This window comes from Amycolatopsis regifaucium, assembly GCF_001613935.1.
Taxonomy (GTDB): domain Bacteria; phylum Actinomycetota; class Actinomycetes; order Mycobacteriales; family Pseudonocardiaceae; genus Amycolatopsis; species Amycolatopsis regifaucium.
On record NZ_LQCI01000034.1, the window covers coordinates 848,433 to 872,247 of the forward strand.

Genomic DNA, 23,815 nt, shown 5'->3' on the forward strand with positions numbered 1-23,815 from the left:
CACTCCGCCGGTGCGCCGCCCCAGGGTGGCCGGTCTGCGCCGGCCGGGTGCCTCTCCGGTCAGCGAGGCGCCAGCCCCCGAGGTCGAGGCTGAGGCCGAGGTCGACGAGACGCCGGTGACAAAGCCGGCGCCGGTCCGCCGTCCTTCGCCGCGGCCTGCTCCGCGTCCGGCTCCGGCTCCGGCTGTGGAGCCTTCGGAGCCTGCTGCTGAGACTGTCGAGGCGCCTGCAGAGGCTTCGGAGGCTGTCGAGGCTCCTGAGAGTGCTGAGGCCACTGAAGACGAGGTAGTCGCGAAGCCGAGTCCGCGTGCGAAGGCTCGTGTGGCGGTCCGGGCTAAGCCGGACGACATCGAAGAGGCCGAAGCCGCGGTTGCCGCCGAGGCCGATGCCGACTCCGAGAAGCCGAAGAAGCCTGGCTCCCGGCAGCTGATCCTGGCGGGCGCGCTGGTCGTCGTCGGGCTGCTGCTGGCCGCGGCCGCGGTGCTCTTCAAGATCCAGGCGGACGAGGTGACCAGCTCGACGGAGAACACCGCGCTGCTGGACGTCGCGAAGACCTCGCAGGTCAAGGACCAGGTCGCGAAGGCGACCGAGGCGCTGTTCTCGTACGACTACAACAACATCGCGAAGACCGAGGCCGCGGCGAACGATCTGCTGGTCAACGACGAGGTGCGGGCGAAGTACAACCTGCTGATGGGCGAGGTCAAGCGGCTGGCCCCGCAGCAGAAGATGGTCGTGACCTGCAAGGTCACCCGCAGCGCCGTCATCCGGCTGGAAGGTGACCGGGCCGACGTGATGGTGTTCGTCGACCAGAGCTCGACCCGAGCCGACACGAACAAGACCACCGCCGGGAGCGCGCAGCTGCATTTGAACGCGGAGCTGCAGGGCGACAAGTGGAAGATCACGGCGATGAACACCTACGCCGCTCCGCCGAACCCCGCCGCTTCCTCTGCCCCCGCCGCACCCCCCGCCTCCCCGGCCCCGAGCAAGTAGCCCCCCACTTGCGTTTAGCGGGCTAAACGCGATCTGCCGCTCCGCTCGGGTCTGGGCCCCAGGCTCGCGTTTAGCCCGCTAAACGCGATCTGGGCGGGACCCTCCAGAGGGCGCGCCAAGTCGACTTTCGCGGGCTAATCGTGACGCGACGGCGCGCTGACCTGGGCCTGGCCGACGAGCGGTCAGAGGCCGCGCGACCGCAGCTTGAAGCGAGCCTTCCTCGCCTTCTTGGCCGTCGCCCGGTCCGGATGCCCGGCGGCGACGACGTCCAGCAGCTCGGTCGTCGCGGGGTGGCCGGAGACCGTGAGCAGTTCGACGAGGTCGAAGCCGTCGTCCATCTCGGCGAGTTGGTGCACGAAGGCGCCTAGCTCGTTCATGGCCGCGTAGTGGTCGGTCATCCCGATGACGACCTCATCGCGGGTGACCGATTCGCGATCGACCGCTCCACGTTCCGACAGCCACATTCCCGCGACCGCCCCAGGCAGGCCGCCCTCCGCGCGGATCTCGGCGGCGATGACGAGGCCGGATTCGCCGGTCTCGCCGAGCGCGATCAAGGCGAACAGCCGTTTGGACGGCGTGGTCGCAGTCCGAAGGAGCTCGCCCGCCTCGGTCGCCGCGTCGAGGGGCGATCGACGCCGAACCCAGGCTTTGAGGTCCGCGTCGATGGCCTTCGGCGTGGCGTCGAGGAGGTGGGAACTCAGGTCGTCGAGACTCTGGTCCGCGGCCTCACCGACGATCGGCGCGGCCACCCCCGCCTCGCGGAGCTCCCGGTTGGTCGCCCAGACGGCGAGCGGCGTGAGCCTGATCAGCGTCGGGTCCGGATCCGGGCTACCGGCGATTTCCGCGAGCTTGGCGAGGGAGGCGGGGTCCGTCACGGTGTCGCGCTCGACCGCGCCGAGCCGGTCCAGCAGCTCCAGCAGGACGGTCGTCGCATAGCGGAGCGAAGGACTGGCAGCCGGAGAGCGTTCGAACATCCCCGCGAGAAACCCGAGGGCGAGCTCCGCGGGAACGGGAACTCCGTTCGACCTGTACAGCGTGAACGTGAGCGCCGAAGCCAGCTGAGGGAACTGTATTCCGGGATCGACGGAGTCTTTGCCCGCCAGGTCCTGCCCGGCCGCGCCGACCGTCGAAAACGCTCGTTCCCACAGGGCGAGGGGGTCCCTGAGAAGCTTCGCGTTCTTCTTGACCGGTACGTGGGCGCCCTTGAGGACGCGGACGAGTCCGCAATCCTCGGCCCAGCGACCGACCAGGGAGTCCCCGTGGCCGCTGTGCCCGGCCAAGCCGGCGACGTACTGGCGTAGTTCCTTCAGTACCGGACTTCGCTCGGCGGCGAGGCGCAGTTCGGCGTCCGGCGGGATGACGACAGGGGGCATCGGTGGCGTGGTGTCCGGCTCCGGCCCGTCCTCGCGCATCTGGAACATCGCCCCAGTCTGGCACCGGCCGCCGGAGCGCGTTTAGCCCGCTAAACGCGCGTCGCGATTAGCGGGCGAAAGTCGCTCGGGACGGCTTCCTGTGCGCCGCCCCAGAAGGCCCACCGGTCACAGCGGTCACACGGCCAGAGCCGTGACTGTCACCTTCCCGGCCGCCGGACGCTCGACTCGGTGACTCTCCGAAACAGCCGCCGGACGGATCACGATCTGCCCGCGAAACGCAGGTCGGCGCGCCAACGCCGTCACCTGCGGGTACTGCACGGTAATCAGGACAAGCGTCTTGTTCGTCACCCTCCGCGTGACCTCTTCAACGCTGCGCCAACCGGCGGGACCACCGCGCGGCATCTTGACTACGAGCCCGCGTGGGGTCACGCTTACTGGCAACGGCGAGAACCGGCGGTGCCCTTGCGGGAGGGACGACCCGGGGAAGCCGAGGAGAGGCATACCTGAAGACGTTGCGATGCAGGCTGGGCCCCATCAGGAGCGCCCCCTGGACAGACCGCGACGTTCGGGCTAGACTGCTTCTTTGCGCTGCCCTCTTTCAGGCTGCCCGGAGCCGGTAGTTAGGATAGTGGGCACACGGCACCCTTGACAGACCGCATCAGCTGTTGCTGACGCGGCTGCTCACCGCTCATTGTCCCCGGAAGGACGCATCTTGGCAGTCTCTCCCGCGAACCAGGCCACTGCTGCGACCACCTCGGCTGTATCTCGCTCGGAGTCCACGGGAATCCCGGGAGCCCCCAAGCGGGTCTCCTTCGCAAAGATTCGCGAGCCGCTCAACACCCCGAACCTGCTCGACGTGCAGATCAGGTCATTCGAATGGTTCACCGGCGACGAGGCGTGGTTCGAACGCCGCGTCGAAGAAGGTGAAGAAAACCCGGTCGGTGGCCTGGAAGAGGTCCTCAACGAGATCTCGCCGATCGAGGACTTCTCCGGATCCATGTCGCTGTCCTTCTCCGACCCGCGCTTCGACGAGGTCAAGGCCTCCGTCGAGGAGTGCAAGGACAAGGACATGACGTACGCGGCCCCGCTGTTCGTGACCGCCGAGTTCGTGAACAACAACACCGGCGAGATCAAGAGCCAGACGGTCTTCATGGGCGACTTCCCGGTGATGACCGACAAGGGCACCTTCGTCATCAACGGCACTGAGCGTGTCGTCGTGTCCCAGCTGGTCCGTTCGCCGGGTGTGTACTTCGACACCAGCGTCGACAAGACCACGGACAAGGACGTCTTCAACGTCCGCGTCATCCCGAGCCGGGGTGCCTGGCTGGAGTTCGACGTCGACAAGCGCGACACCGTCGGCGTCCGCATCGACCGCAAGCGCCGCCAGCCGGTGACCGTGCTGCTGAAGGCGCTCGGTTGGACCACCGAGGCGATCCGCGAGCGCTTCTCCTTCTCCGAGACGCTGCTCGCCACCCTCGAGAAGGACCACACCGCGGGCACCGACGAGGCGCTGCTCGACATCTACCGCAAGCTGCGCCCGGGCGAACCGCCCACGAAGGAGAGCGCGCAGACGCTGCTGGAGAACCTGTTCTTCAAGCCGAAGCGCTACGACCTCGCCAAGGTCGGCCGGTACAAGCTGAACAAGAAGCTCGGCCTCACCACGCCGTACGACACCGGGACGCTGACCGAAGAGGACATCGTCTCGACGATCGAGTACCTGGTCCGGCTGCACGCCGGCGAGGACAAGGCGACCGTCGGCGACCAGGTCATCCCGGTCGAGACCGACGACATCGACCACTTCGGCAACCGTCGTCTCCGCACCGTCGGCGAGCTCATCCAGAACCAGATCCGCGTCGGTCTGTCCCGGATGGAGCGCGTCGTCCGTGAGCGGATGACCACCCAGGACGTCGAGGCGATCACGCCGCAGACCCTGATCAACATCCGGCCCGTCGTGGCGGCGATCAAGGAGTTCTTCGGTACTTCGCAGCTGTCGCAGTTCATGGACCAGAACAACCCGCTGTCGGGGCTGACGCACAAGCGTCGTCTGTCCGCGCTCGGCCCGGGTGGTCTGTCGCGTGAGCGCGCCGGCATGGAGGTCCGTGACGTCCACCCGTCGCACTACGGCCGCATGTGCCCGATCGAGACGCCGGAAGGCCCGAACATCGGTCTGATCGGCTCGCTCTGCTCGTACGCGCGGGTCAACCCGTTCGGTTTCATCGAGACCCCGTACCGCAAGGTCGTCGAGGGCCGGGTCACCGACCAGGTCGACTACCTCACCGCGGACGAGGAAGACCGGTTCGTGAAGGCGCAGGCGAACGCGCCGATCTCGGAAGACGGCACCTTCGTCGAAGACCGCGTCCTGGTCCGTAAGAAGGGCGGCGAGGTCGAGCTGATCGACCCGCTGGACGTGGACTACATGGACGTCTCGCCGCGGCAGATGGTCTCGGTCGCGACCGCGATGATCCCGTTCCTCGAGCACGACGACGCGAACCGCGCGCTGATGGGCGCGAACATGCAGCGTCAGGCCGTTCCGCTGCTGCGCAACTCGGCCCCGCTGGTCGGTACCGGCGTGGAGCTGCGTGCCGCGGTGGACGCCGGTGACGTGCTCGTCGCCGAGCAGGCCGGTGTGGTCGAGGAGCTCTCGGCCGACCTGATCACGATCATGCACGACGACGGCACGCGGAAGAGCTACGGACTGTACAAGTTCCGTCGCTCGAACCACGGCACCTGCTTCAACCACCGCCCGATCGTCAACGAGGGCGACCGGGTCGAGCAGGGTCAGGTCATCGCCGACGGCCCGTCCACCGAGAACGGTGAGATGGCGCTCGGCAAGAACCTGCTTGTCGCGGTCATGCCGTGGGAGGGCCACAACTACGAGGACGCGATCATCCTCTCCGAGCGCCTGGTGCAGGACGACGTGCTCACGTCGATCCACATCGAGGAGCACGAGATCGACGCCCGCGACACCAAGCTGGGCGCCGAGGAGATCACCCGGGACATCCCGAACGTCTCCGAGGAGGTCCTGGCCGACCTCGACGAGCGCGGCATCATCCGCATCGGTGCCGAGGTCCGCGACGGCGACATCCTGGTCGGCAAGGTCACGCCCAAGGGTGAGACCGAGCTGACCCCGGAAGAGCGTCTGCTCCGCGCGATCTTCGGTGAGAAGGCCCGTGAGGTCCGCGACACCTCGCTGAAGGTGCCGCACGGCGAGACCGGCAAGGTCATCGGCATCCGCGTGTTCTCGCGCGAGGACGACGACGAGCTGCCCCCGGGCGTCAACGAACTGGTCCGCGTCTACGTGGCCCAGAAGCGGAAGATCCAGCCGGGTGACAAGCTCGCCGGCCGCCACGGGAACAAGGGTGTCATCGGCAAGATCCTCCCCGTCGAGGACATGCCGTTCATGGAGGACGGCACGCCCGTCGACATCATCCTGAACACCCACGGTGTCCCGCGTCGTATGAACATCGGCCAGGTGCTGGAACTCCACCTGGGCTGGCTGGCTTCGCAGGGTTGGAAGATCGAAGGCAACCCGGACTGGGCGAAGAACCTCAACGAGGAGCTCTACGACGTCGACCCCGGCACGAACACCGCCACCCCGGTGTTCGACGGTGCCAAGGAAGACGAGCTGACCGGCCTGCTCGGTGCCACCAAGCCGAACCGCGACGGTGAGCGCATGGTGAAGCAGAACGGCAAGGCCACGCTGCTGGACGGCCGCTCCGGCGAGCCGTACCCGTACCCGGTCGCGGTCGGCTACATGTACATCCTGAAGCTGCACCACCTGGTCGACGACAAGATCCACGCCCGGTCCACCGGTCCGTACTCGATGATCACGCAGCAGCCGCTGGGTGGTAAGGCACAGTTCGGTGGCCAGCGCTTCGGTGAGATGGAGTGCTGGGCGATGCAGGCGTATGGCGCCGCCTACACCCTGCAGGAACTGCTGACGATCAAGTCGGACGACGTGGTCGGCCGCGTCAAGGTGTACGAGGCCATCGTCAAGGGGGAGAACATCCCCGAGCCGGGTATCCCGGAGTCGTTCAAGGTGCTCCTGAAGGAGCTCCAGTCGCTTTGCCTCAACGTCGAGGTGCTGTCGAGCGACGGCGCCGCGATCGAGATGCGCGACTCCGACGACGAGGACCTCGAGCGTGCCGCGGCGAACCTCGGCATCAACCTGTCCCGCAACGAGTCGCCCTCGGTGGACGACGTCGTGCACTGATCCGCGATGAGGCGGGAGCCACTCAGGCTCCCGCCTCCGCTCGCCAACTCCTCTAGTCGCATCAACCCCAAGGGGATGTAAAGACGTGCTGGACGTCAACTTCTTCGATGAGCTCCGCATCGGCCTCGCTACCGCCGACGACATTCGTCAGTGGTCCTTCGGCGAGGTCAAGAAGCCGGAGACCATCAACTACCGGACGCTCAAGCCCGAGAAGGACGGCCTCTTCTGCGAGAAGATCTTCGGCCCGACCCGGGACTGGGAATGCTACTGCGGTAAGTACAAGCGGGTCCGCTTCAAGGGCATCATCTGCGAGCGCTGTGGCGTCGAGGTCACTCGCGCCAAGGTGCGCCGTGAGCGGATGGGCCACATCGAGCTGGCCGCTCCCGTCACCCACATCTGGTACTTCAAGGGTGTTCCTTCCCGCCTCGGCTACCTGCTCGACCTGGCGCCGAAGGACCTCGAGAAGATCATCTACTTCGCGGCCTACGTGATCACCGGTGTGAACACCGAGCTGCGGCACAACGACCTGCCGACGCTGGAGAACGAGATCGGCGTCGAGCGCAAGAACCTCGAGACCAAGCGTGACGCGGACATCGAGGCACGGGCGCAGAAGCTGGAAGCCGACCTGGCCGAGCTGGAGGCGGAGGGCGCCAAGTCCGACGTCCGCCGCAAGGTCAAGGAGGGCGGCGAGCGGGAGATGCGCCAGATCCGTGACCGCGCCGGTCGCGAGCTGGACCGTCTCGAGGAGGTCTGGACGACCTTCACCAAGCTCGACGTGCGTCAGCTGATCGCCGACGAGCTGCTCTACCGCGAGCTCGTCGACCGCTACGGCGAGTACTTCACCGGCGGCATGGGCGCGGAGGCCATCCAGAAGCTGGCCACCGAGTTCGACGTCGCGGCCGAGGCCGACAACCTGCGCGACACCATCCGCAACGGCAAGGGGCAGAAGAAGCTCCGCGCGCTGAAGCGGCTCAAGGTCGTCGCGGCCTTCCAGGCCACCGGCAACGACCCGCGCGGCATGGTGCTCGACGCCGTCCCGGTGATCCCGCCGGACCTGCGCCCGATGGTCCAGCTCGACGGTGGCCGGTTCGCCACCTCCGACCTGAACGACCTCTACCGCCGGGTCATCAACCGGAACAACCGGTTGAAGCGGCTCATCGACCTCGGCGCGCCCGAGATCATCGTCAACAACGAGAAGCGGATGCTGCAGGAGGCCGTCGACGCGCTGTTCGACAACGGCCGCCGCGGCCGCCCGGTCACCGGTCCCGGTAACCGCCCGTTGAAGTCGCTGTCCGACCTGCTCAAGGGCAAGCAGGGCCGGTTCCGTCAGAACCTGCTCGGCAAGCGTGTCGACTACTCCGGCCGTTCGGTCATCATCGTCGGTCCGCAGCTGAAGCTGCACCAGTGCGGTCTGCCGAAGGACATGGCGCTCGAGCTGTTCAAGCCGTTCGTCATGAAGCGGCTGGTCGACCTGAACCACGCGCAGAACATCAAGTCCGCCAAGCGGATGGTGGAGCGCTCGCGGCCGCAGGTGTGGGACGTGCTCGAAGAGGTCATCACCGGCCACCCGGTGATGCTGAACCGGGCGCCGACCCTGCACCGCCTCGGTATCCAGGCCTTCGAGCCGCAGCTGGTCGAAGGCAAGGCCATCCAGCTGCACCCGCTGGTCTGTGAAGCGTTCAACGCGGACTTCGACGGTGACCAGATGGCCGTGCACCTCCCGCTCTCCGCGGAGGCGCAGGCCGAGGCCCGCATCCTGATGCTGTCGGCGAACAACATCCTTTCGCCGGCGTCGGGCCGCCCGCTCGCCATGCCGCGGCTGGACATGGTGACCGGTCTGTTCCACCTGACCCGCCTGAACGAGGACGCCGAGGGCACGGGCAACGCCTACTCCTCGCCTGCCGAGGCGATCATGGCGTTCGACCGCAAGGCGCTGAGCCTGCACGCCAAGATCAAGATCCGCATCGTCGACCGTCAGCCCGCCAAGGCCGACGAAGCGGCGCTCGCGGAGAAGGGCTGGGAGCCCGGCAAGCCTTGGCTGGCCGAGACCACCCTGGGCCGCGTGCTGTTCAACGAGCTGCTGCCGGCGGACTACCCGTTCATCAACGAGCCGATGCCGAAGAAGCGTCAGGCCATGATCGTGAACGATCTCGCCGAGCGTTACTCGATGACGCAGGTCGCGCAGACCCTGGACCGCCTGAAGGACGCCGGTTTCTACTGGGCGACCCGTTCGGGTGTCACGGTCGCGATCTCCGACGTGCTCGTCCCGAAGGGCAAGGCCGCCATTCTGGACGAGTACGAAGGCAAGGCCGACCAGGTCGAGAAGCGGTACCAGCGTGGTCAGCTGTCGCACGCCGAGCGCAACAACGAGCTCGTCAAGGTGTGGACGCAGGCCACCGAAGAGGTCCACAAGATCATGGAGACGGCGCTGCCGGACGACAACCCGATCGCGATGATCGTGAAGTCGGGCGCGGCGGGCAACATGACGCAGGTCCGGTCGCTGGCCGGTATGCGTGGTCTGGTGTCGAACCCGAAGGGTGAGTACATCCCGCGTCCGATCAAGGCCAACTTCCGTGAAGGCCTGTCGGTGGCGGAGTACTTCATCGCGACCCACGGTGCCCGTAAGGGTCTGGCGGACACGGCGCTCCGTACCGCCGACTCGGGTTACCTGACCCGTCGTCTGGTGGACGTGTCGCAGGACGTCATCGTCCGCGAGATCGACTGTGGCACCACCCGCGGTATCAACATGCCGATCGGTGAGGACATCGGCGACGGCAAGGTCCTGCGCGACCAGCACGTCGAGACCAGCGTGTACGCACGGAACCTGGCGACCGACGCGGTCGACGCCAAGGGCAACGTCGTGCTCAACGCCGGTGACGACATCGGTGACCCGGCGATCGACAAGCTCATCTCGAGCGGGATCTCCAAGGTCAAGGTGCGCTCGGTGCTGACCTGCGAGTCGGCCGTCGGTATCTGCGCCACCTGCTACGGCCGGTCCATGGCGACCGGTCAGCTCGTCGACGTCGGCGAGGCCGTGGGTATCGTCGCGGCCCAGTCGATCGGTGAGCCGGGTACGCAGCTGACGATGCGTACCTTCCACCAGGGTGGTGTCGCCGGTGACGACATCACGACCGGTCTGCCCCGTGTCCAGGAGCTGTTCGAGGCCCGGGTCCCGAAGGGCAAGGCGCCGATCGCCGACGTCGATGGCCGTGTGCGCATCGAAGAGAGCGAGCGGTTCTGGAAGATCACGCTGATCCCGGACGACGGCAGCGAAGAGATCGTCTTCGACAAGCTGTCCAAGCGTCAGCGGCTCGCGAACACCCCGAGCGGCCCGCTGGGCGACGGTGACCGCGTGGCGGTCGGCCAGCAGCTGCTCGAAGGCACGCCGGACCCGCACGAGGTCCTGCGGGTCATGGGGCCGCGCGAGGCGCAGATGCACCTGGTGGACGAGGTCCAGAAGGTGTACCGGGCGCAGGGTGTGTCGATCCACGACAAGCACATCGAGGTCATCGTCCGGCAGATGCTCCGCCGGGTGACGATCATCGATTCCGGCGCCACGGACTTCCTCCCGGGCGAGCTGCCCGAGCGGACCAAGTTCGAGGCGAAGAACCGGGCGTCGGTCGCCGAGGGTGGCGAGCCGGCTTCGGGTCGTCCGGTGCTGATGGGGATCACGAAGGCCTCGCTGACCACGGACTCGTGGCTGTCGGCGGCTTCGTTCCAGGAGACCACGCGTGTCCTGACCGACGCGGCCATCAACGGCCGCTCGGACAAGCTCGTGGGCCTCAAGGAGAACGTGATCATCGGTAAGCTGATCCCGGCCGGTACCGGGATCAACAAGTACCGCAACATCCAGGTCCAGCCGACCGAGGAGGCGCGGGTCGCCGCTTACGCGATCCCGTCCTACGACGACGGCTACTACACCCCGGATGTCTTCGGCTCCTCCACCCCGGGTGCCGCGGTGCCGCTGGACGACTACGACTTCGGCCGCGACTTCCGCTGATCGAAGCCAGAACCACGAGAAGGGCCCTCGCCGATCCGGCGGGGGCCCTTCCCGTTTGTGCAGACGAATCCAGTCACCCGAATAGGTACTGACGCGCCGGGAATCTCGCTAAAGTAAGGCGGTTCTACGCGGTTCGGGGGCTATGCGCATTTCCCTTGTAATCAGGGGTGACTCTGCGTGAGTAAATCACAGGGCGGTAGATCCGTCTCGCGTACTGGGGCTGTTTATCTCGCCACATTGGCCGCCGCGGCGGCCTTGACCGGCATCTTCGCCGCGCCCGCCGGAGCGGATCCGGAGCCTTCGGTACCTGTCTCCAGCGCACCGGCGACGTCCGAAGCGCCGGCGAGTTCCGAAGCACCTGCGCCCAATGCGCCGCCTGCGGGGACTTCGGAGTCCGAGGCGCCGAAACAGCAGGCCGAACGAGCGAAAATCGATGCGTCGGTCGTTTTCGAAAAGCCGGAATACCGGACCGACGAAGACGTCCGGTTCACCTTCAAGATCAAGAATGTCGGTAACGTCGATGCGTTCGGCGTCTGGGTCTCGCCGTCCTTCGCCGAGCCGACCGACTTGGAGATTCCCTACGAACCAGGCTGGCGGGAGCTCACCTCCGGCAAGGAGGGGAAGAACCTCAAACAGGGAGAAAGTTTCGAGCTGCAGGTCACGGGCAAGGTCCGGGACATCGAGAAGGCTTTCACCGTCGTGAAGGGAAACCTGTTCGACAAGACCCGATTCAAGGTCGGTGAGTTCTCCGGTGGCGCGAACGTCATCAAGGAGACCAGCCGGGTGGCGGGAATCGTTTTCGGTGACAAGAACGGCAACGGTGCTCTCGACGACGGTGAAAAGCTGGACGGCGTGACCCTCACGTTGCAGTACGTCAACGGCCCCACCAAGTACACGGCCACGAGCGACGCCAATGGACGTATCGAGTTCGGTGACGTACCCGCCGCCGAGTACCGCTTCGGTGGCGAGGTGGTCAAGGGCTGGTTGTTCCGTTCAAGACCGTCCGGATCGGGACGGACACGAAGGACTTGCTCTTCCGTGGTGCGCCGCCGCTGAACGGCGCGCTGAAGGCATCGTTGGCCTTCACCAAGGAAAGCTACAAGCCCGGCGACCTGGCGCAGATCACCGTGACGCTGTCCAACTCCGGATCGCACCCGCTCACCGGCATCGTGGCCGCTTGTAACCGTGCGGGTGCCGAGCACGCGCTGAACGTTGGGCCCGGTTGGGGAGAACTCCACTACGCCACGGCCGGGGCGACGATCGCTCCGGGGCAGACGCGTACGTTCGAGGTGTCGGCGAAGGTGCCGGACGCGGCTCTCAATCGTGGTTACGTCGGAGTGGAATGCGACTTCGGCTATGCCGAGGTCGACATCGAAAGCCACGCCACCGCCCGTGACCGGGCGGTGGTGCCAGGCGGTATCGCCGCCGTCGTCGGTGACGTGGTCCGCGACGCTGAGCCGGACAAGCCTCGGGAAGGGCTCGCCGGCGTCAAGGTCGTGCTCGTCTCCGACGGCGACTGCCCGGTCGCGGGCGAGACCACGACCGACGCGAAGGGACACTTCGAATTCCACAAGGTGGTGCCCGGACCGGACTACCGTCTGTACTTCCTGCCTCCGCAGGGCTGGCGGATCAAGTACGACAACCCGACCTCGATCGACGTGAGGGGTCCGGCGGAGAACCCCGCCACGGTGTTCATCCAGGCCGAGTCCGGCGACGCTCCGCTGCCCGCCGTCCCCGCCCAGCCGTCGGGCTGCGGCACCTCGGGAACCATCACTCCGGCGCCCGGCGTACCTGGTGGACAGCAGGGTTCCGGCGGTGGAGAGAGCGGCTCGGGTCTGGCGAGCACCGGTGCCGACGTGCTCTGGCTCGGCGGGCTCGCCCTGGCCGCGCTGGGACTCGGAGGTGCCCTGATGTTCGGCGCTCGTCGCCGTCGCCTGGCTGACTGACCGCGAACAGCCCCACGAAAGCCCCCGGTCCAGCAACCACGGACCGGGGGCTTTCCCTTGCTCCGCCGCGACCACCCCACTTGCGTTTAGCGGGCTAAACGCGATCCGGGGCGCCGGGGACGCGACTTGCGTTTCGCCCCCTAATCGCGATCCGGGGAGAGGGGAGCGCAGGTCAGGGAGTGGCGCGCGACGGGGAAGTCGAAGTAGGTGTCCGGGAACGGCTCGTCGATGAAGGTGTAGTGCCACCACTCCTCGGGCAGGTTCCGGAACCCGGCCGCCGCGAGCGTGCCCTTGAGGAGCTGCCGGTTCGCCCGCGCCTCGCCGGTGATCCGAGGGTCGTCGGTGTGGGAAAGCGTGTCGAAGCAGTCGTACCCGGTCCCCATGTCGACCATGTTGTCCGGGAAGCGATCCGGTGCGGAGCAGGGCACCAGCGCCTCACCAGGGCGATAGGGCCGCTGCGGCCGGGGCGGCAGTTTCACGATCGTCAGGTCCACCGTGCTCCCGCGGCTATGCCCGGACTTCTCCGCGATGTACCCGTCGGCGAACAGCCGGTCCTTCGCCACGTTCGGATAGAACTCCGCCTTCATCTTCTCGTCGGAGAGGTCCTTGGCCCACCGGACGAAGTGGTCGACGGCACGCTGCGGCCGGTAGCAGTCGTACACCTTGAGCGTGTAGCCCTGCCGCAACAGCCGACGCTGCGCCGCGCGCAGTCCCTCCGCGGCCCGCCGGGTCAGGAGGCACAGCGGCTGGACATACCCGTCGATCTTCCGGCCGACGAAGTTGTGCGCCCCGCGGTACCGGATCTCGTGCGGGATCGTCGGCGCCACATCCGAAAGCGCGACGAACTCCGGTGGTGCCTTCTTCTCCGAAGCCTGCGCGGGCACGGGAAACGCGGTGAGCACGGCGAGAGCGGCAACGGCCAGTGCCCTTCTGAACGTCTTTGGCATGGCCTTGTCTACCGCGTTGAGGAGCTTCGCGGACCCACCGATCGTGCGGTACCGCAGGGAAGTTCCCGGCAATTCATAACGAATACATAACGGCCGCGCGTCCGGTGGACGCCGGTTACTGGTCTGTTGTGACCTGCGGTAGTGCGGCCAGGTGGCCTAGTTCCCACTACTCGGAAAATCGCCACTCGTTCGGACCAATGGTCCATCCGCATCGTGGGAAATTCACTCTGCCGTGGCATGTCCCATTCTTTGATCACGAGATTGACACTAGGGCGGCTTCGCACAAGTATTTCGCCCATGCAATCCCCAGTCGCCTTGGTGTGGCGCCGGCACGTTGACTTGCGGCAGCAAGCAAGCGCGCTGTGTATGGATTCCTGACCTTTCCGGTTCGTCGTGTCCCGCTGAATTCGTACAGTCGAAACGGCTGTATCCGTTCGGCGTGTGCTGACGATTTCCGCTGTGCCGCAACGGTTCCCTGCTCGAACCCGCGGTTTATTGCTTTCCCTTGATCCGTGTCGGTGACGTCTGCGCGAAATGGGGAAGAGGTGTGCCAATTGTCTGGCGCTTCGGTAGCGAAAACAGGGAGAAAGAATGCTATCCAACTCGCCCAAGTGGCGAAAAGTGGCGATAGGCGCCATGGCGGCGGCGCTCGCCGTGGGCACGGTGACCTATACCGGCTCGGCGACGACAGCCTATGCCGACGTCCAGGTCGTCAAGGACGCGAAGAAGGCGGCTGACGGCAAGGAGTACTGGGTTCAGAACCACCTGGTGGCCAAGGACGTCGCGGCGGCCCGAAGCGCCGACGGCAAGCGCAAGAAGTGGTTGCTGGTCTGGGCCGGTGACGAGAACATCGCCGACACCCTGGTCAAGGACGTCAAGAACCTGCCGGGTTCGCTCGGCGGCGGCCTGAACAAGATCAAGAACGCGTTGCCCGGTCCGGACTTCCTCGCCGTGATCGACGCGACGCAGGGCTCGCCCACCTACGGCAAGGTCGTCAACACCGCCACCGTCGGACCGCTGGTCGAGAACGAGCCGCACCACATGCAGTACGTGTGGCACAAGGGCGACACGATCTACGCCGGTGCGCTGTTCGCCGCCGCGACGTACGCCTTCGATGTCTCCGCGTTGCCGCAACTGAAGCTCAAGGGCGTCAGCCTCCCGACCCAGACCCTCGGCGGTTCCGTGCCGGACGCGTACTGGGTGCTCAAGGACGGCACCGCGTACGGCACCTACATGGGCGGCCCGGTCGTACCCGGCCCGCATACCTACGCCAACGGTGCCACCGTGGTGGGCAACGGTTTCGCCGGCAGCCCGGGCGAGGTCGTCCGCTTCGACCAGAACGCGCGGGTGCTTTCCGAATCCCCGGCGGCCACACCGCAGGGGGACAACAAGAAGCTGTGCGACAACCTCCCGCAACTGGACAAGCCGACCTGCGCCAACCCGCACGGGATCCAGGCTCGCGAGGACCTCGACACCCTCGTCACCAGTGACTACGCCGAGCCGCGCAACATCATCCTCGACCCGGTGAAGCAGCCGTCGCCGTATCTGCGGCGCCCCACCGTCCGCACGTGGGACATCTCCGACCGCAACAAGCCGAAGCTCAAGGCGGTCTCGTACCTGCCGGACGGCCCCCGCGCCGACCCGGCGGATCCGCTGCACGCCGAGAGCCGCGCGGTCATGGAGACCACGGTGACCAACCTGCCCGGCCACAAGGGCGCGTTCGCCCAGACCATGCAGGGCGGCGCGGTGTTCTACACGCCGGACATCACCGCCAAGGAACCGCACTGGATCCAGGTGTTCGACGACGGTGCCGCCAACAAGGCGATCCACCCGAACAACGACTCCAACGGTGGTGGTTCGAACGGTGGCTGGATCCAGACCAGCCCCGACGACAAGTACCTCTACCGCGCGATCACCGGTCGCTCCAAGGGCGCGCTCGGCCCGGACGACCCCGGCACCACCGGCGGCGTGTACATCCTCGACATCCAGAAGCTGCTCGCCGCGGGCGACAAGGTCGAGAACATCAAGGGCCGGATCGACACGAAGGAGAAGTCCCAGCAGGGTGGTGGCGGCGACCTGCCGACCGTCGTCGGCGCGGCGCCGATCAACCCGGGTACGCCCGGCGGCGGCCCGCACTGGGGCGCCTACGACAACTTCGTGCTCGGCGACGACGGGTACTACCACGAGACCGACAAGCCGCAGCACCTCGCGGTGTCGAACTACTTCGTCGCCCGGTCCGGTTTGGACGGTGACCACAAGGTCAACCTGCTGAACCTCGGCGAGGACGGGAAGCTCGCGGTCGACCAGAACTTCCGCGACGAATTCACCGGACAGGTCGGGATCAACTTCAACCGGAAGACCTGGCCGCACGGGTCCTTCGGAAACGCCAAACCGCACTCCGAACTGTTCGTCGTAGCGGACGCGGATCTCAAATAACCCTGTTCGGCGCGGAAGGTCGTGGGTGGCGGGCGCGTCCGCCACCCACGGCCCCGCCGATTCGCTCCGGAAGGTCCCCATGGATCACCACGTCATACCGGCGAGTTCGGGTTCGCCCGGCGTCGGCATCGCCCTGGTCCTGCTTCGGCTCGGGCTGTTGCTGGCGACCGCTTTCCTTGCCGGAACCGGGATTCTGCGCCCGCTGGTGGGCGAACTGCCTCGGCGTCTCTACCTCACCATCGCCGCGCTCGGCGGGGTTTCCGCCGCGCTCGCGGCTGTTTCCGCCTTCGCGACCGACGTCAATGTCATCGCGCTCATCGTGCACATCGCCCTCGCACTGGCCCTTCCCGTTCTGGTGCGCTGGCCCTCAGCCGGCCGATGGGCTTCCCTCGCCTTGGCCGCGTTGGTGGTGCTCGAAACCTCGCTCGGGCGGTCCGGGGTGGAGTTCGCCATCGACACCGGCTACGTCGCGGCGGCGGCCTTGTGGTTCGGCGTCACCGTTCTTTCCGTTTGGGTGCCCGCCGCGGGGTGGCGCCAGACTAACTTCCGGCTCGGCCCGCTTTCCCTGACGCTGGGCGGACTTCTTGTGGTCGCCGGGGCCGTCCAGCTGTTCTCCTCCGGACTCGGGCTCGACCGACGGATCTACGGAACCTTCTTCGGGATCACGTTGCTGGTGATCGCCGTACTCCCGGCCGTCGCCACCGTTATCGCCGGATTTTTCTTTTCAGGCAAGGATTCCACGCGTGCCTATCGACTCGGTGCGGCCGCCGTGGCTGTCGGTTTCGTCGCCTGGAGCGCTCTCGCGGCCATCCCCAAACCGCCCGAACTACCGATTCCCGGAGTCCCTCTGCTCGCCGACGCGTCCGTCGGTGGGCAGCGGATCCCGGTGCTGGTGAGCCCGCAGCGGCCCGGCAAGAACCTCGTCCATTTCCCGGCGAGCGCCGGAGACGGCCTGTCGGCCGGAATCGAAGGCGGCCTGATCGGCAAGGCCATCGTGCGTCCCGGCGCCGAGGGCACCTGGGCCGAGGTCGACCTGCCGAAGGGGCGCAGCGACCTGATCGTCAGCCGTGGCGAAGAGAAGACCACGATCGAGGTCGACGCGGGGGAGGAGCAAGGGCCGGCCATCGAGGACACGGACGCGCCCGAATGCGCGTCGGCCGCGTTGGGTGGCCTGATCGCCGACCGCCGCGACGTCCTCACTGCGTGCCCCGCGGCCACGCTTTCGGGGGAAGACAGCGGTTCCCTGGTCAAGCTCGTCGAGTTCCTCGCCGGGCGCAAGCCTTCCGCGCTCACTCTCGTCGAGGACACGTCGCCGCGGAGTGCGGCCGCCGCGAAGCTGGTCCGCGAGACCGCCGCGCGTGCCGGGCTCCCGGTGCAGGCGGAAGCGGGCCCGAACACCGCGCTGGTGGTGGTGTCCGGCTGGGCGGGCGGCTACACGGCGATGACCCGCGCGGCCGAGTCCCAGCGGCTCAAGCCGACCCATCAGTACGGCCTGTACCTGGCGCCGTGGCTCCTCAACGGTCCCATCGTCAACGCCGTCGCGAGTTCCTCGCTGCCGCTGAGGTTCGACCCGCGAGAGCAGGTCGCCGTCAGCTACGCGGTCGCCACGAACAACGCTTTCGGCGGCGAAAGCCCCACGCTCGGCGGCTTCCGGAACTGGCTGGGCGGCCAATGGACGTCCGTGAACGGCGACGTCCAGATCTTCGCCGCGGCGCAGGTCAACGCCATGCCGATGTACCCGGGCGAACCGCACGCCGCCGGGATGATCGCCGACCGGAACTACGCGGGGCAATGGATCCCCGACGGCACGATCGTGCCGGTCAGCTCGGTGCTGCGGTGAAGGATTCCGCTCGATTCCAGCAGCGGTAAGGAAAAGGGAGAAGAGATGAAGCGAATCGCGGCCCGTGTGCTGCTGCCGCTCGCCGTGGCGGGCGCGCTGTCCGGCCTCGCCGGTGGGATCGCCTCGGCCGACCCGTTGCCGGGCCTGCCCGCCGGTGGCGGTAACCCCGCGGTCTGGCTGATTCCCGGCCTCGACCTCGGCGGACTGCTCGGTCCAGCCGTCCCCGTGCCCACCGACGTCCTCGCCCCGATCTACGGGATCATCACGCCGATTTCGTAAGAAACCGTTACCAGCAAAGGAGAAACCCATGAAGAACACCCTCGTCCGCGCGGTCGCCGGCGCGGCGCTCGCCGGGCTCGTGGCCCTCGGTTCGGCCGCTCCCGCGCTCGCCGCGCAGGAAGCCCCGAACGATGTCGTGGTGGTCGACGAGCCCGACACGAGCGACCTGAACAACATCTGGACGTTCGCGCCGCTCGGTGTCCCGGTGCTGGGCCTCATCCAGTCGCTCAACGGCGTCCCCGGCCGGCTGCTGCCGTCCTGACTTCCGTGGCGGCGCGGCTCCCGGGCCGCGCCGCCACTTTCGGTGAGGAGAACCGATGGCCGACAGACAACTGATCGGGCGGATCGTCATCGCGGGGATCGCGGTGGCCGCGCTCACGACCTGCGTGGTGCTGCTCAACGGCGGTGAGGAGCCGCAGGCCGAAACCGTGGCCGTCGTCGGCGAACCCACCGACGCCGCGCCGTCGCGGGAACCGGACCGCACGATCACGCGGACGCTCAGCCAGGCGCAGCCGCGGCCCGTGTCGAACGACTGGCGGATCGCGTACGAGCTCGTCGGGACGGGGACCGCGACGGTGGTCTACGACTCGAACGGGCTGGGGCTCGTGCACCAGGAGCTGCAGGTGACGCTGCCGTGGCGCAAGGAACTCACGTGGAAGAACACCGGCGCGCCGCCGACCGTCCAGCTGATGGGGCAGGGCGAGGGCACCGTCGAATGCCGGGTGGCCGTGGGCGGCGCCGTCGTCACGTCGGAGAAGTCCACCCCCGGCGAGGTCGCCACCTGCGCCGGCCGCCTGGCCCCCTCCTGACCCGCCTCCAGGTCGACTTTCGCCCCCTGATCGCGATCCGGGGCCGGAGAAATTCGCTGGCCGGGGTGGGGATCATGGAGACATGAGCTGGACCTTCGAAGTGACCCCCGTCGACCACCCGGACGCGGCCCAGTTGCTGCGCGAGTACCTGGACGAGATCGCGTCCCGCTACTACGAGCGCCAGGTCACCGAAGAGGAGCTCGACGTCCTGCTCGAGCAGCAGCACAGCCGGGACATGGTCCCGCCGACCGGTGCCTTCCTCCTCGCGCGGCGCGACGGGGTGCTCGCCGGCTGCGCCGGGCTCCGGGTCATGACGCCCGGGATCACCGAACTCAAGCGCGTCTTCCTGCGGAAGTCCGAGCGCGGCAAGGGCGGCGCGGCGCTGCTCGTGGCCGCCGCCGAAGACGTCGCCCGCGGCCTCGGGGCCACGCTGATCCGCCTCGACACCCGCGACGACCTCGTCGAGGCGAGGGCCCTGTACGCGCGCCTCGGCTACGAGACGGTCGAGCCCTTCAACGACGACCCCTATGCCCATCACTACTTCGCGAAGTCCCTGGCCCCGGCCGTGCCGGATCGCGTTTAGCCCGCTAAACGCGATTGAGGGGTACCTGGCCGGCGACGTCGGTCAGGTAGTCCAAGGTGCGCAGAAGCTGGGGCCCGCTCGGCAACGACTTCGGCACCACCGCCACCGTCCGGCCGGAGGTGTGGAATTCGCGGCACCGGCTCACGTTCGCCAGCAGCCATTCGCGGACCTCGGGACGCGGCACGAATCCGGGATTCGAACAGTCCACTTCGGACCCGCTGATCGAGAGCGTGCAGTCGGGCATGCTCGCACCCACCTCGACGTGCACGACGGTCCGCAGCGAACCGGACTCCCGGGTGCCGTCCTGACGGAACCCGGCACCCGGCAGGTGGTACCGGTAGACGCCGAAGGGCAGCCCGCGATGGGTGCCCACCACCGCTTGGTCGATCGACTCCCCGGTCCGCCGCAAGGGAGCCGGCGCACGGCCCCGGACCGCCTGCTCGTGCCGCCCGCCCGAGGCGCCGGGCCCGAGCCGGGCACCGCTGAAGAAGTCCCAGCCCCGTTCCCTGGCCAGCTTGGCCAGTCCACGTTTCTTCGCCGCCCCGGCGGCGATCCACCAGGCGGCCAGCCCGAGGGGCAGCACCACGGCGGCGATGGCGACGATCCACCCGGTCACGGCTCAGAAGTCCAGATTGTCGCTGGTCTCTTCGGTTGTCTGCTCGTCGTCACCCACGGAACCGTACTCACCTGCTTTGATCCCGCCCGAGGTGTACGTGCCGACCTTCCCGGTGACACCCGCCGCGACCTCGCCCTTTTCCTTGCCGGTCTCCGGTGTCTTCCAGCTGCCGTCCGCGTTCGTGGCCTTGCCGAGTCCGACGGTGTTCAACGCGGCCTTCTTCGTGGCCGACGTCATCCGCTCGCCGAAGCCGTCCGCGAGCCTGCCGCCCATGGCGCCGTCCTTCGAGGCGAACTTGCCCCACGCGGACGCGCCCGGCCCGGCCGCCAGCTGCGCGGTGGTCTTGTTGTGGGCCATCAGCTCCTTGTAGTTGCCCTTCCACTTGCCGAAGAACTCCTTGAGCTTGCCCAGGAACTGCTTGATCTTGTCGAGCAGCTGGCGGAGCTTGTTCAGGAACTTCTGCACCTTCGACGTCGTGGAGACCGCGCGGGTGGCCGTCAGCCCGCCCGCCGTCGCCGTCGAGCCGCCACAGGTCGGGACGGCCGCGGCCAGCGCGGGAATCCAGATCATGATCAGCCAGGTGATGAACTCGGTGAGGATCGCCTTGATGAACTCCTCGATCACCGTCATCACCATGCTGGAGATCTGCAGCAGCTGCGCGATGTCCCCGGCCTGCGCCGCGATCCCGTCGATGCCCTGCCCGAACTTCGCCAGCTTCTCGCCGGCCGCGTCCGCCGCGTCACCGTCCCATTGGGACAGTGACTGCACCGCGTTGTCGCCGAACTCCTTGCTGTACTTCTGCAGCCAGACACCGATGTTGTTGAAGTTGCTCGCCGCGTTCGACAACGCCGGACCGTCGCCGCTGACCAGGTGGATGGCGTCCTGGATCGGCTGGCACACGTTCATCAGGAAGCTGAGCCCCTGGCCGACCAGCCAGCCGATCGGGTCGCTCGCGATGTCCGCGACGCCCACGCAGGAGCTGACGAAACCGGCCCCGCTGGCGGCGATGGTGCCGATGTCGCTCGCCTGGAAGCCGTCCGCGGTCGCGGCCTTGACCGTGTTGAAGGTGCTGACCCCGCTGCCGATCGGGCCGGGCAGCGACGTCAGCACCTTGTCCGTGCGGACGACGTCCGGGTTGTAGTCGTTGATCTGGATCTTGGTGTGCTCGCCGGTGATCTTCTGGTCGGCCACGATCGTGCCCCCTCGTTACTCGGCCGGTCCGATTTGCGGTGTCCGCGACTGCGCGGGCTGCTCGAGCATCTTGAGGATCTCGTTGAGCGACTTGACGTTGTCCTCTTCGTTGCGCTCGTAGATGGTGGCCGCGTTGCCGAGCTTCTCCGACGCGGCGGTCAACCCCGCCGACATCTCGATCAGCAGATCCTGCAGGTCGGTGAGCATCTCCGTGTATTCGTTCTTCACGAACAGGCCGACCACGCCCCAGGATTCGTCGCCCACGTCGGATTGCCGCACCAGCCGCCCCACCTCGGCCGGGACCCGGACATCCTGCGCGAGCTTGCCCGAGTAAGTACGCAGAGCGCTGACGACCACCGCGTGTCCCTCGCCCATCGGAGACCCCTCCTCAAGCACCTTCCGGTGCGGATCGTCGTGATCGGCCCCTAGGACCCGGAAGCGCCGCCCCCGGTTCCCGAAACCCTTCAAATCGCGATTAGCCCGCTGAAGGCGATCGGCGCCGGGGTCAGCGGTCGTCTTCGTCGAACAGGTTCTTCAGGAAACGGTCGCCGTCGGAGCCGCCGGCCGGGGGCGGGGTGGGCTGCTGCTGCGGTTCGGCTTCGGACCGCAGGACCGAGCGCTCGGAGTAGTCGTCGGGCTGCTCGGCCCGTCCCCGCGCGGGCGCGTCCTCCGCCATCTGCGCCTTCAGGTCCTCGACCGTGGTCCCGAACAGCTCGGCCTGGGTCTCCAGCACCTGGTCGACGAGGTGGAGATCGTCGCCCATGTGCTCTTCGACGATGGTGGCCTGCTTGCGGGCCGATTCGGCCACGGCCTGCTGGATGGTCGACATCAGCGCGGCCGACAGGCCTTCGGGACGCTGGCGGAGGGCCTCCTCGGTGAACCGGACGTCCATGATGGCGCCGCCAGGACCCGCCACCACCGTCACCGAACGATCCGGTGATGTCGCCGTCGCCTCGAGCCTGCTCAGTTCGTCCTGCATCCCGCCGATGTTCGCGAAGCGATCGTCGACGTTCTGGAGCTTGGACTGGAACTTCTCGAATTCCGCGACCAGCTGGTCGAACTCGGCTGACATGGAGCCTCCCCGTGCGAGTGCGATGCGCCACCTGGAACCACGCCCGTCGACGCTGTGACCGGTGTCATCGTGACCTATTCACCGGTTTGACGCGATGGTGTGGTTCCCGGATCCATCCGGCTCACCCGTTAGGGGAATAGGTAGCGTGGTTCGCCGAGTACGGCGACAAGCAGCACAGCGAGGGGAGGCGTCGTGGACGCCGAGCAGCAGGAAAGCGTGGAAGAGCCGAGGCGGGGGAGTCACGCGGCGCCGGAGGGGGCACCCGTGCACCCGCTGATCGACCTCGGCCGGGACCCGAACCCGGGCAGGCCGGACCACGCCAAGCCCGACGAGGAATAAGACGGCCGAAACGCCGTTCCATCAGGGTGGCCGCGGCGCGACGCCCGGCACGATATAGTTATCGACCCCCCGATTTGGTCGCCCCTGAAGTGGGCGGGTATCTTTGGAGACCGTGCCCGGCAGGCGTCGGGCCGTCCCGTGTGCCGTGCGGTGTGAACGGGGTGCTCAGGCATCCGGTTCGAAGGCTTCGCCCACACGGGATCCGACGGAAAATCCCTACGGGAAGTTACCGGTCGAAAGACCGTGACGCGGGCCGACACGCCCGACCGCGGGGGCCGGAGACAGACACGTAGTAGCAAGATCGCGAACAGAAAGCTGGTCCATTGCCCACGATCCAGCAGCTGGTCCGTAAGGGCCGCCAGGACAAGGCTGCCAAGCAGAAGACCGCGGCCCTCAAGGGGAGCCCGCAGCGGCGTGGCGTGTGCACTCGCGTGTACACCACAACCCCCAAGAAGCCGAACTCGGCGCTTCGCAAGGTCGCTCGTGTGAAGTTGACCAGCGGCATCGAGGTCACCGCCTACATTCCCGGTGAAGGCCACAACCTGCAGGAGCACTCGATGGTGCTCGTGCGTGGTGGTCGTGTGAAGGACCTGCCGGGTGTCCGTTACAAGATCATCCGCGGTTCGCTCGACACCCAGGGTGTCAAGAACCGTAAGCAGGCGCGCAGCCGGTACGGCGCGAAGAAGGAGAAGAGCTAATGCCTCGCAAGGGTCCGGCGCCGAAGCGGCCGCTGATCTCTGACCCCGTCTACGCATCCCCGCTGGTCACCCAGCTGGTGAACAAGGTGCTGAAGGACGGCAAGCGGTCCCTGGCCGAGCGCATCGTCTACGGCGCCCTCGAAGGTGCTCGCGAGAAGACCGGCACCGACCCGGTCGTCACGCTGAAGCGCGCCCTCGACAACGTGAAGCCCACCATCGAGGTGAAGAGCCGTCGTGTCGGTGGCGCCACCTACCAGGTGCCGATCGAGGTCAAGCCGGGCCGCTCCACCACCCTTGCGCTTCGCTGGCTGGTCTCCTTCTCCGCGGCTCGCCGTGAGAAGACCATGATCGAGCGCCTGCAGAACGAGCTGCTCGACGCGAGCAACGGCCTCGGCGCCAGCGTGAAGCGGCGCGAGGACACGCACAAGATGGCCGAGTCCAACAAGGCCTTCGCGCACTACCGCTGGTGATGACCGCCCGGCTGC

Annotated in this window: 20 protein-coding genes; 14 read left to right on the forward strand and 6 right to left on the reverse strand. The window is 67.3% G+C overall.

Annotation, left to right across the window (positions count from 1 at the left end):
• The first annotated feature begins 25 nt into the window (after window positions 1-25).
• A complete protein-coding gene (locus AVL48_RS27935) occupies window positions 26-988 on the forward strand; it encodes a hypothetical protein (RefSeq protein WP_061979973.1) in 963 nt (320 codons plus the stop codon).
• Between the two features lie 182 nt (window positions 989-1,170).
• On the opposite strand, the gene AVL48_RS27940 is transcribed toward AVL48_RS27935, so the two are convergent.
• On the reverse strand, window positions 1,171-2,409 hold the full coding sequence (locus AVL48_RS27940) for a hypothetical protein (RefSeq protein WP_244162507.1): 1,239 nt from the start codon (window positions 2,407-2,409) through the stop codon (window positions 1,171-1,173).
• A 664-nt stretch (window positions 2,410-3,073) separates the two neighbouring features.
• On the opposite strand from AVL48_RS27940, the gene rpoB reads away from it, so the two are divergent.
• The 4 genes from rpoB (at window position 3,074) to AVL48_RS40305 (ending at window position 12,520) form a co-directional block, all read left to right on the forward strand.
• The gene (gene rpoB / locus AVL48_RS27945; RefSeq protein WP_061979972.1) at window positions 3,074-6,574 is read left to right on the forward strand and encodes a DNA-directed RNA polymerase subunit beta; all 3,501 of its coding nucleotides are present in this window, start codon (window positions 3,074-3,076) and stop codon (window positions 6,572-6,574) included.
• 85 nt (window positions 6,575-6,659) lie between these two features.
• On the forward strand, window positions 6,660-10,574 hold the full coding sequence (locus AVL48_RS27950; RefSeq protein ID WP_061979971.1) for a DNA-directed RNA polymerase subunit beta': 3,915 nt from the start codon (window positions 6,660-6,662) through the stop codon (window positions 10,572-10,574).
• A gap of 177 nt (window positions 10,575-10,751) precedes the next feature.
• Window positions 10,752-11,630, forward strand: coding sequence for an SdrD B-like domain-containing protein (locus tag AVL48_RS40300; RefSeq protein WP_244162506.1), 879 nt, complete (start codon window positions 10,752-10,754; stop codon window positions 11,628-11,630).
• Complete coding sequence (locus tag AVL48_RS40305) at window positions 11,603-12,520, forward strand: SdrD B-like domain-containing protein (protein ID WP_244162505.1); 918 nt, start codon at window positions 11,603-11,605, stop codon at window positions 12,518-12,520. The genes AVL48_RS40300 and AVL48_RS40305 overlap by 28 nt, the downstream gene beginning before the upstream one ends.
• A 140-nt stretch (window positions 12,521-12,660) precedes the next feature.
• Here AVL48_RS40305 and AVL48_RS27960 read toward each other — a convergent pair whose 3' ends face one another.
• Window positions 12,661-13,467, reverse strand: a complete 807-nt coding sequence (locus tag AVL48_RS27960; protein ID WP_061980570.1) for a M15 family metallopeptidase — start codon at window positions 13,465-13,467, stop codon at window positions 12,661-12,663.
• Between the two features lie 636 nt (window positions 13,468-14,103).
• On the opposite strand from AVL48_RS27960, the gene AVL48_RS27965 reads away from it, so the two are divergent.
• The 6 genes from AVL48_RS27965 (at window position 14,104) to AVL48_RS27990 (ending at window position 19,414) form a co-directional block, all read left to right on the forward strand.
• Window positions 14,104-15,903, forward strand: a complete 1,800-nt coding sequence (locus AVL48_RS27965) for a hypothetical protein (RefSeq protein WP_061979970.1) — start codon at window positions 14,104-14,106, stop codon at window positions 15,901-15,903.
• A 79-nt stretch (window positions 15,904-15,982) separates the two neighbouring features.
• Window positions 15,983-17,743, forward strand: coding sequence for a hypothetical protein (locus tag AVL48_RS27970; protein ID WP_061980569.1), 1,761 nt, complete (start codon window positions 15,983-15,985; stop codon window positions 17,741-17,743).
• A gap of 45 nt (window positions 17,744-17,788) precedes the next feature.
• Window positions 17,789-18,022 (forward strand): hypothetical protein, encoded by a 234-nt coding sequence (locus AVL48_RS27975; protein ID WP_061979969.1) that lies wholly within the window; start codon window positions 17,789-17,791, stop codon window positions 18,020-18,022.
• A 28-nt stretch (window positions 18,023-18,050) separates the two neighbouring features.
• Entirely contained in the window at window positions 18,051-18,284 is a 234-nt protein-coding gene (locus AVL48_RS27980) for a hypothetical protein (protein ID WP_061979968.1), read from the forward strand.
• Window positions 18,285-18,339: 55 nt separating this feature from the next.
• Window positions 18,340-18,831 (forward strand): hypothetical protein, encoded by a 492-nt coding sequence (locus AVL48_RS27985; RefSeq protein ID WP_061979967.1) that lies wholly within the window; start codon window positions 18,340-18,342, stop codon window positions 18,829-18,831.
• Window positions 18,832-18,913: 82 nt separating this feature from the next.
• Window positions 18,914-19,414, forward strand: coding sequence for a GNAT family N-acetyltransferase (locus AVL48_RS27990; protein ID WP_061979966.1), 501 nt, complete (start codon window positions 18,914-18,916; stop codon window positions 19,412-19,414).
• A gap of 4 nt (window positions 19,415-19,418) precedes the next feature.
• Here the strand turns inward: AVL48_RS27990 and AVL48_RS27995 are convergent, their stop codons facing one another.
• From AVL48_RS27995 to AVL48_RS28010, 4 genes are all read right to left on the reverse strand, one after another.
• A complete protein-coding gene (locus AVL48_RS27995) occupies window positions 19,419-20,030 on the reverse strand; it encodes a hypothetical protein (protein ID WP_061979965.1) in 612 nt (203 codons plus the stop codon).
• Between the two features lie 3 nt (window positions 20,031-20,033).
• The gene (locus tag AVL48_RS28000) at window positions 20,034-21,221 is read right to left on the reverse strand and encodes a hypothetical protein (protein ID WP_061979964.1); all 1,188 of its coding nucleotides are present in this window, start codon (window positions 21,219-21,221) and stop codon (window positions 20,034-20,036) included.
• 15 nt (window positions 21,222-21,236) lie between these two features.
• Complete coding sequence (locus tag AVL48_RS28005) at window positions 21,237-21,596, reverse strand: hypothetical protein (protein WP_061979963.1); 360 nt, start codon at window positions 21,594-21,596, stop codon at window positions 21,237-21,239.
• A 130-nt stretch (window positions 21,597-21,726) separates the two neighbouring features.
• Window positions 21,727-22,293: a YbaB/EbfC family nucleoid-associated protein gene (locus tag AVL48_RS28010; RefSeq protein ID WP_061979962.1), complete on the reverse strand. Its 567-nt coding sequence runs from the start codon at window positions 22,291-22,293 to the stop codon at window positions 21,727-21,729.
• Between the two features lie 192 nt (window positions 22,294-22,485).
• Here AVL48_RS28010 and AVL48_RS39685 point away from each other — a divergent pair, with 192 nt between their 5' ends.
• From AVL48_RS39685 to rpsG, 3 genes are all read left to right on the forward strand, one after another.
• Entirely contained in the window at window positions 22,486-22,632 is a 147-nt protein-coding gene (locus AVL48_RS39685) for a hypothetical protein (protein WP_167386361.1), read from the forward strand.
• Window positions 22,633-22,955: 323 nt separating this feature from the next.
• Window positions 22,956-23,330 carry a 30S ribosomal protein S12 gene (gene rpsL, locus AVL48_RS28015; protein ID WP_003102113.1) on the forward strand — a complete coding sequence of 125 codons (375 nt, stop codon included), beginning with the start codon at window positions 22,956-22,958 and terminating at the stop codon, window positions 23,328-23,330.
• Window positions 23,330-23,800 (forward strand): 30S ribosomal protein S7, encoded by a 471-nt coding sequence (gene rpsG / locus AVL48_RS28020; protein WP_005166770.1) that lies wholly within the window; start codon window positions 23,330-23,332, stop codon window positions 23,798-23,800. The genes rpsL and rpsG overlap by 1 nt, the downstream gene beginning before the upstream one ends.
• Window positions 23,801-23,815 lie beyond the last annotated feature (15 nt).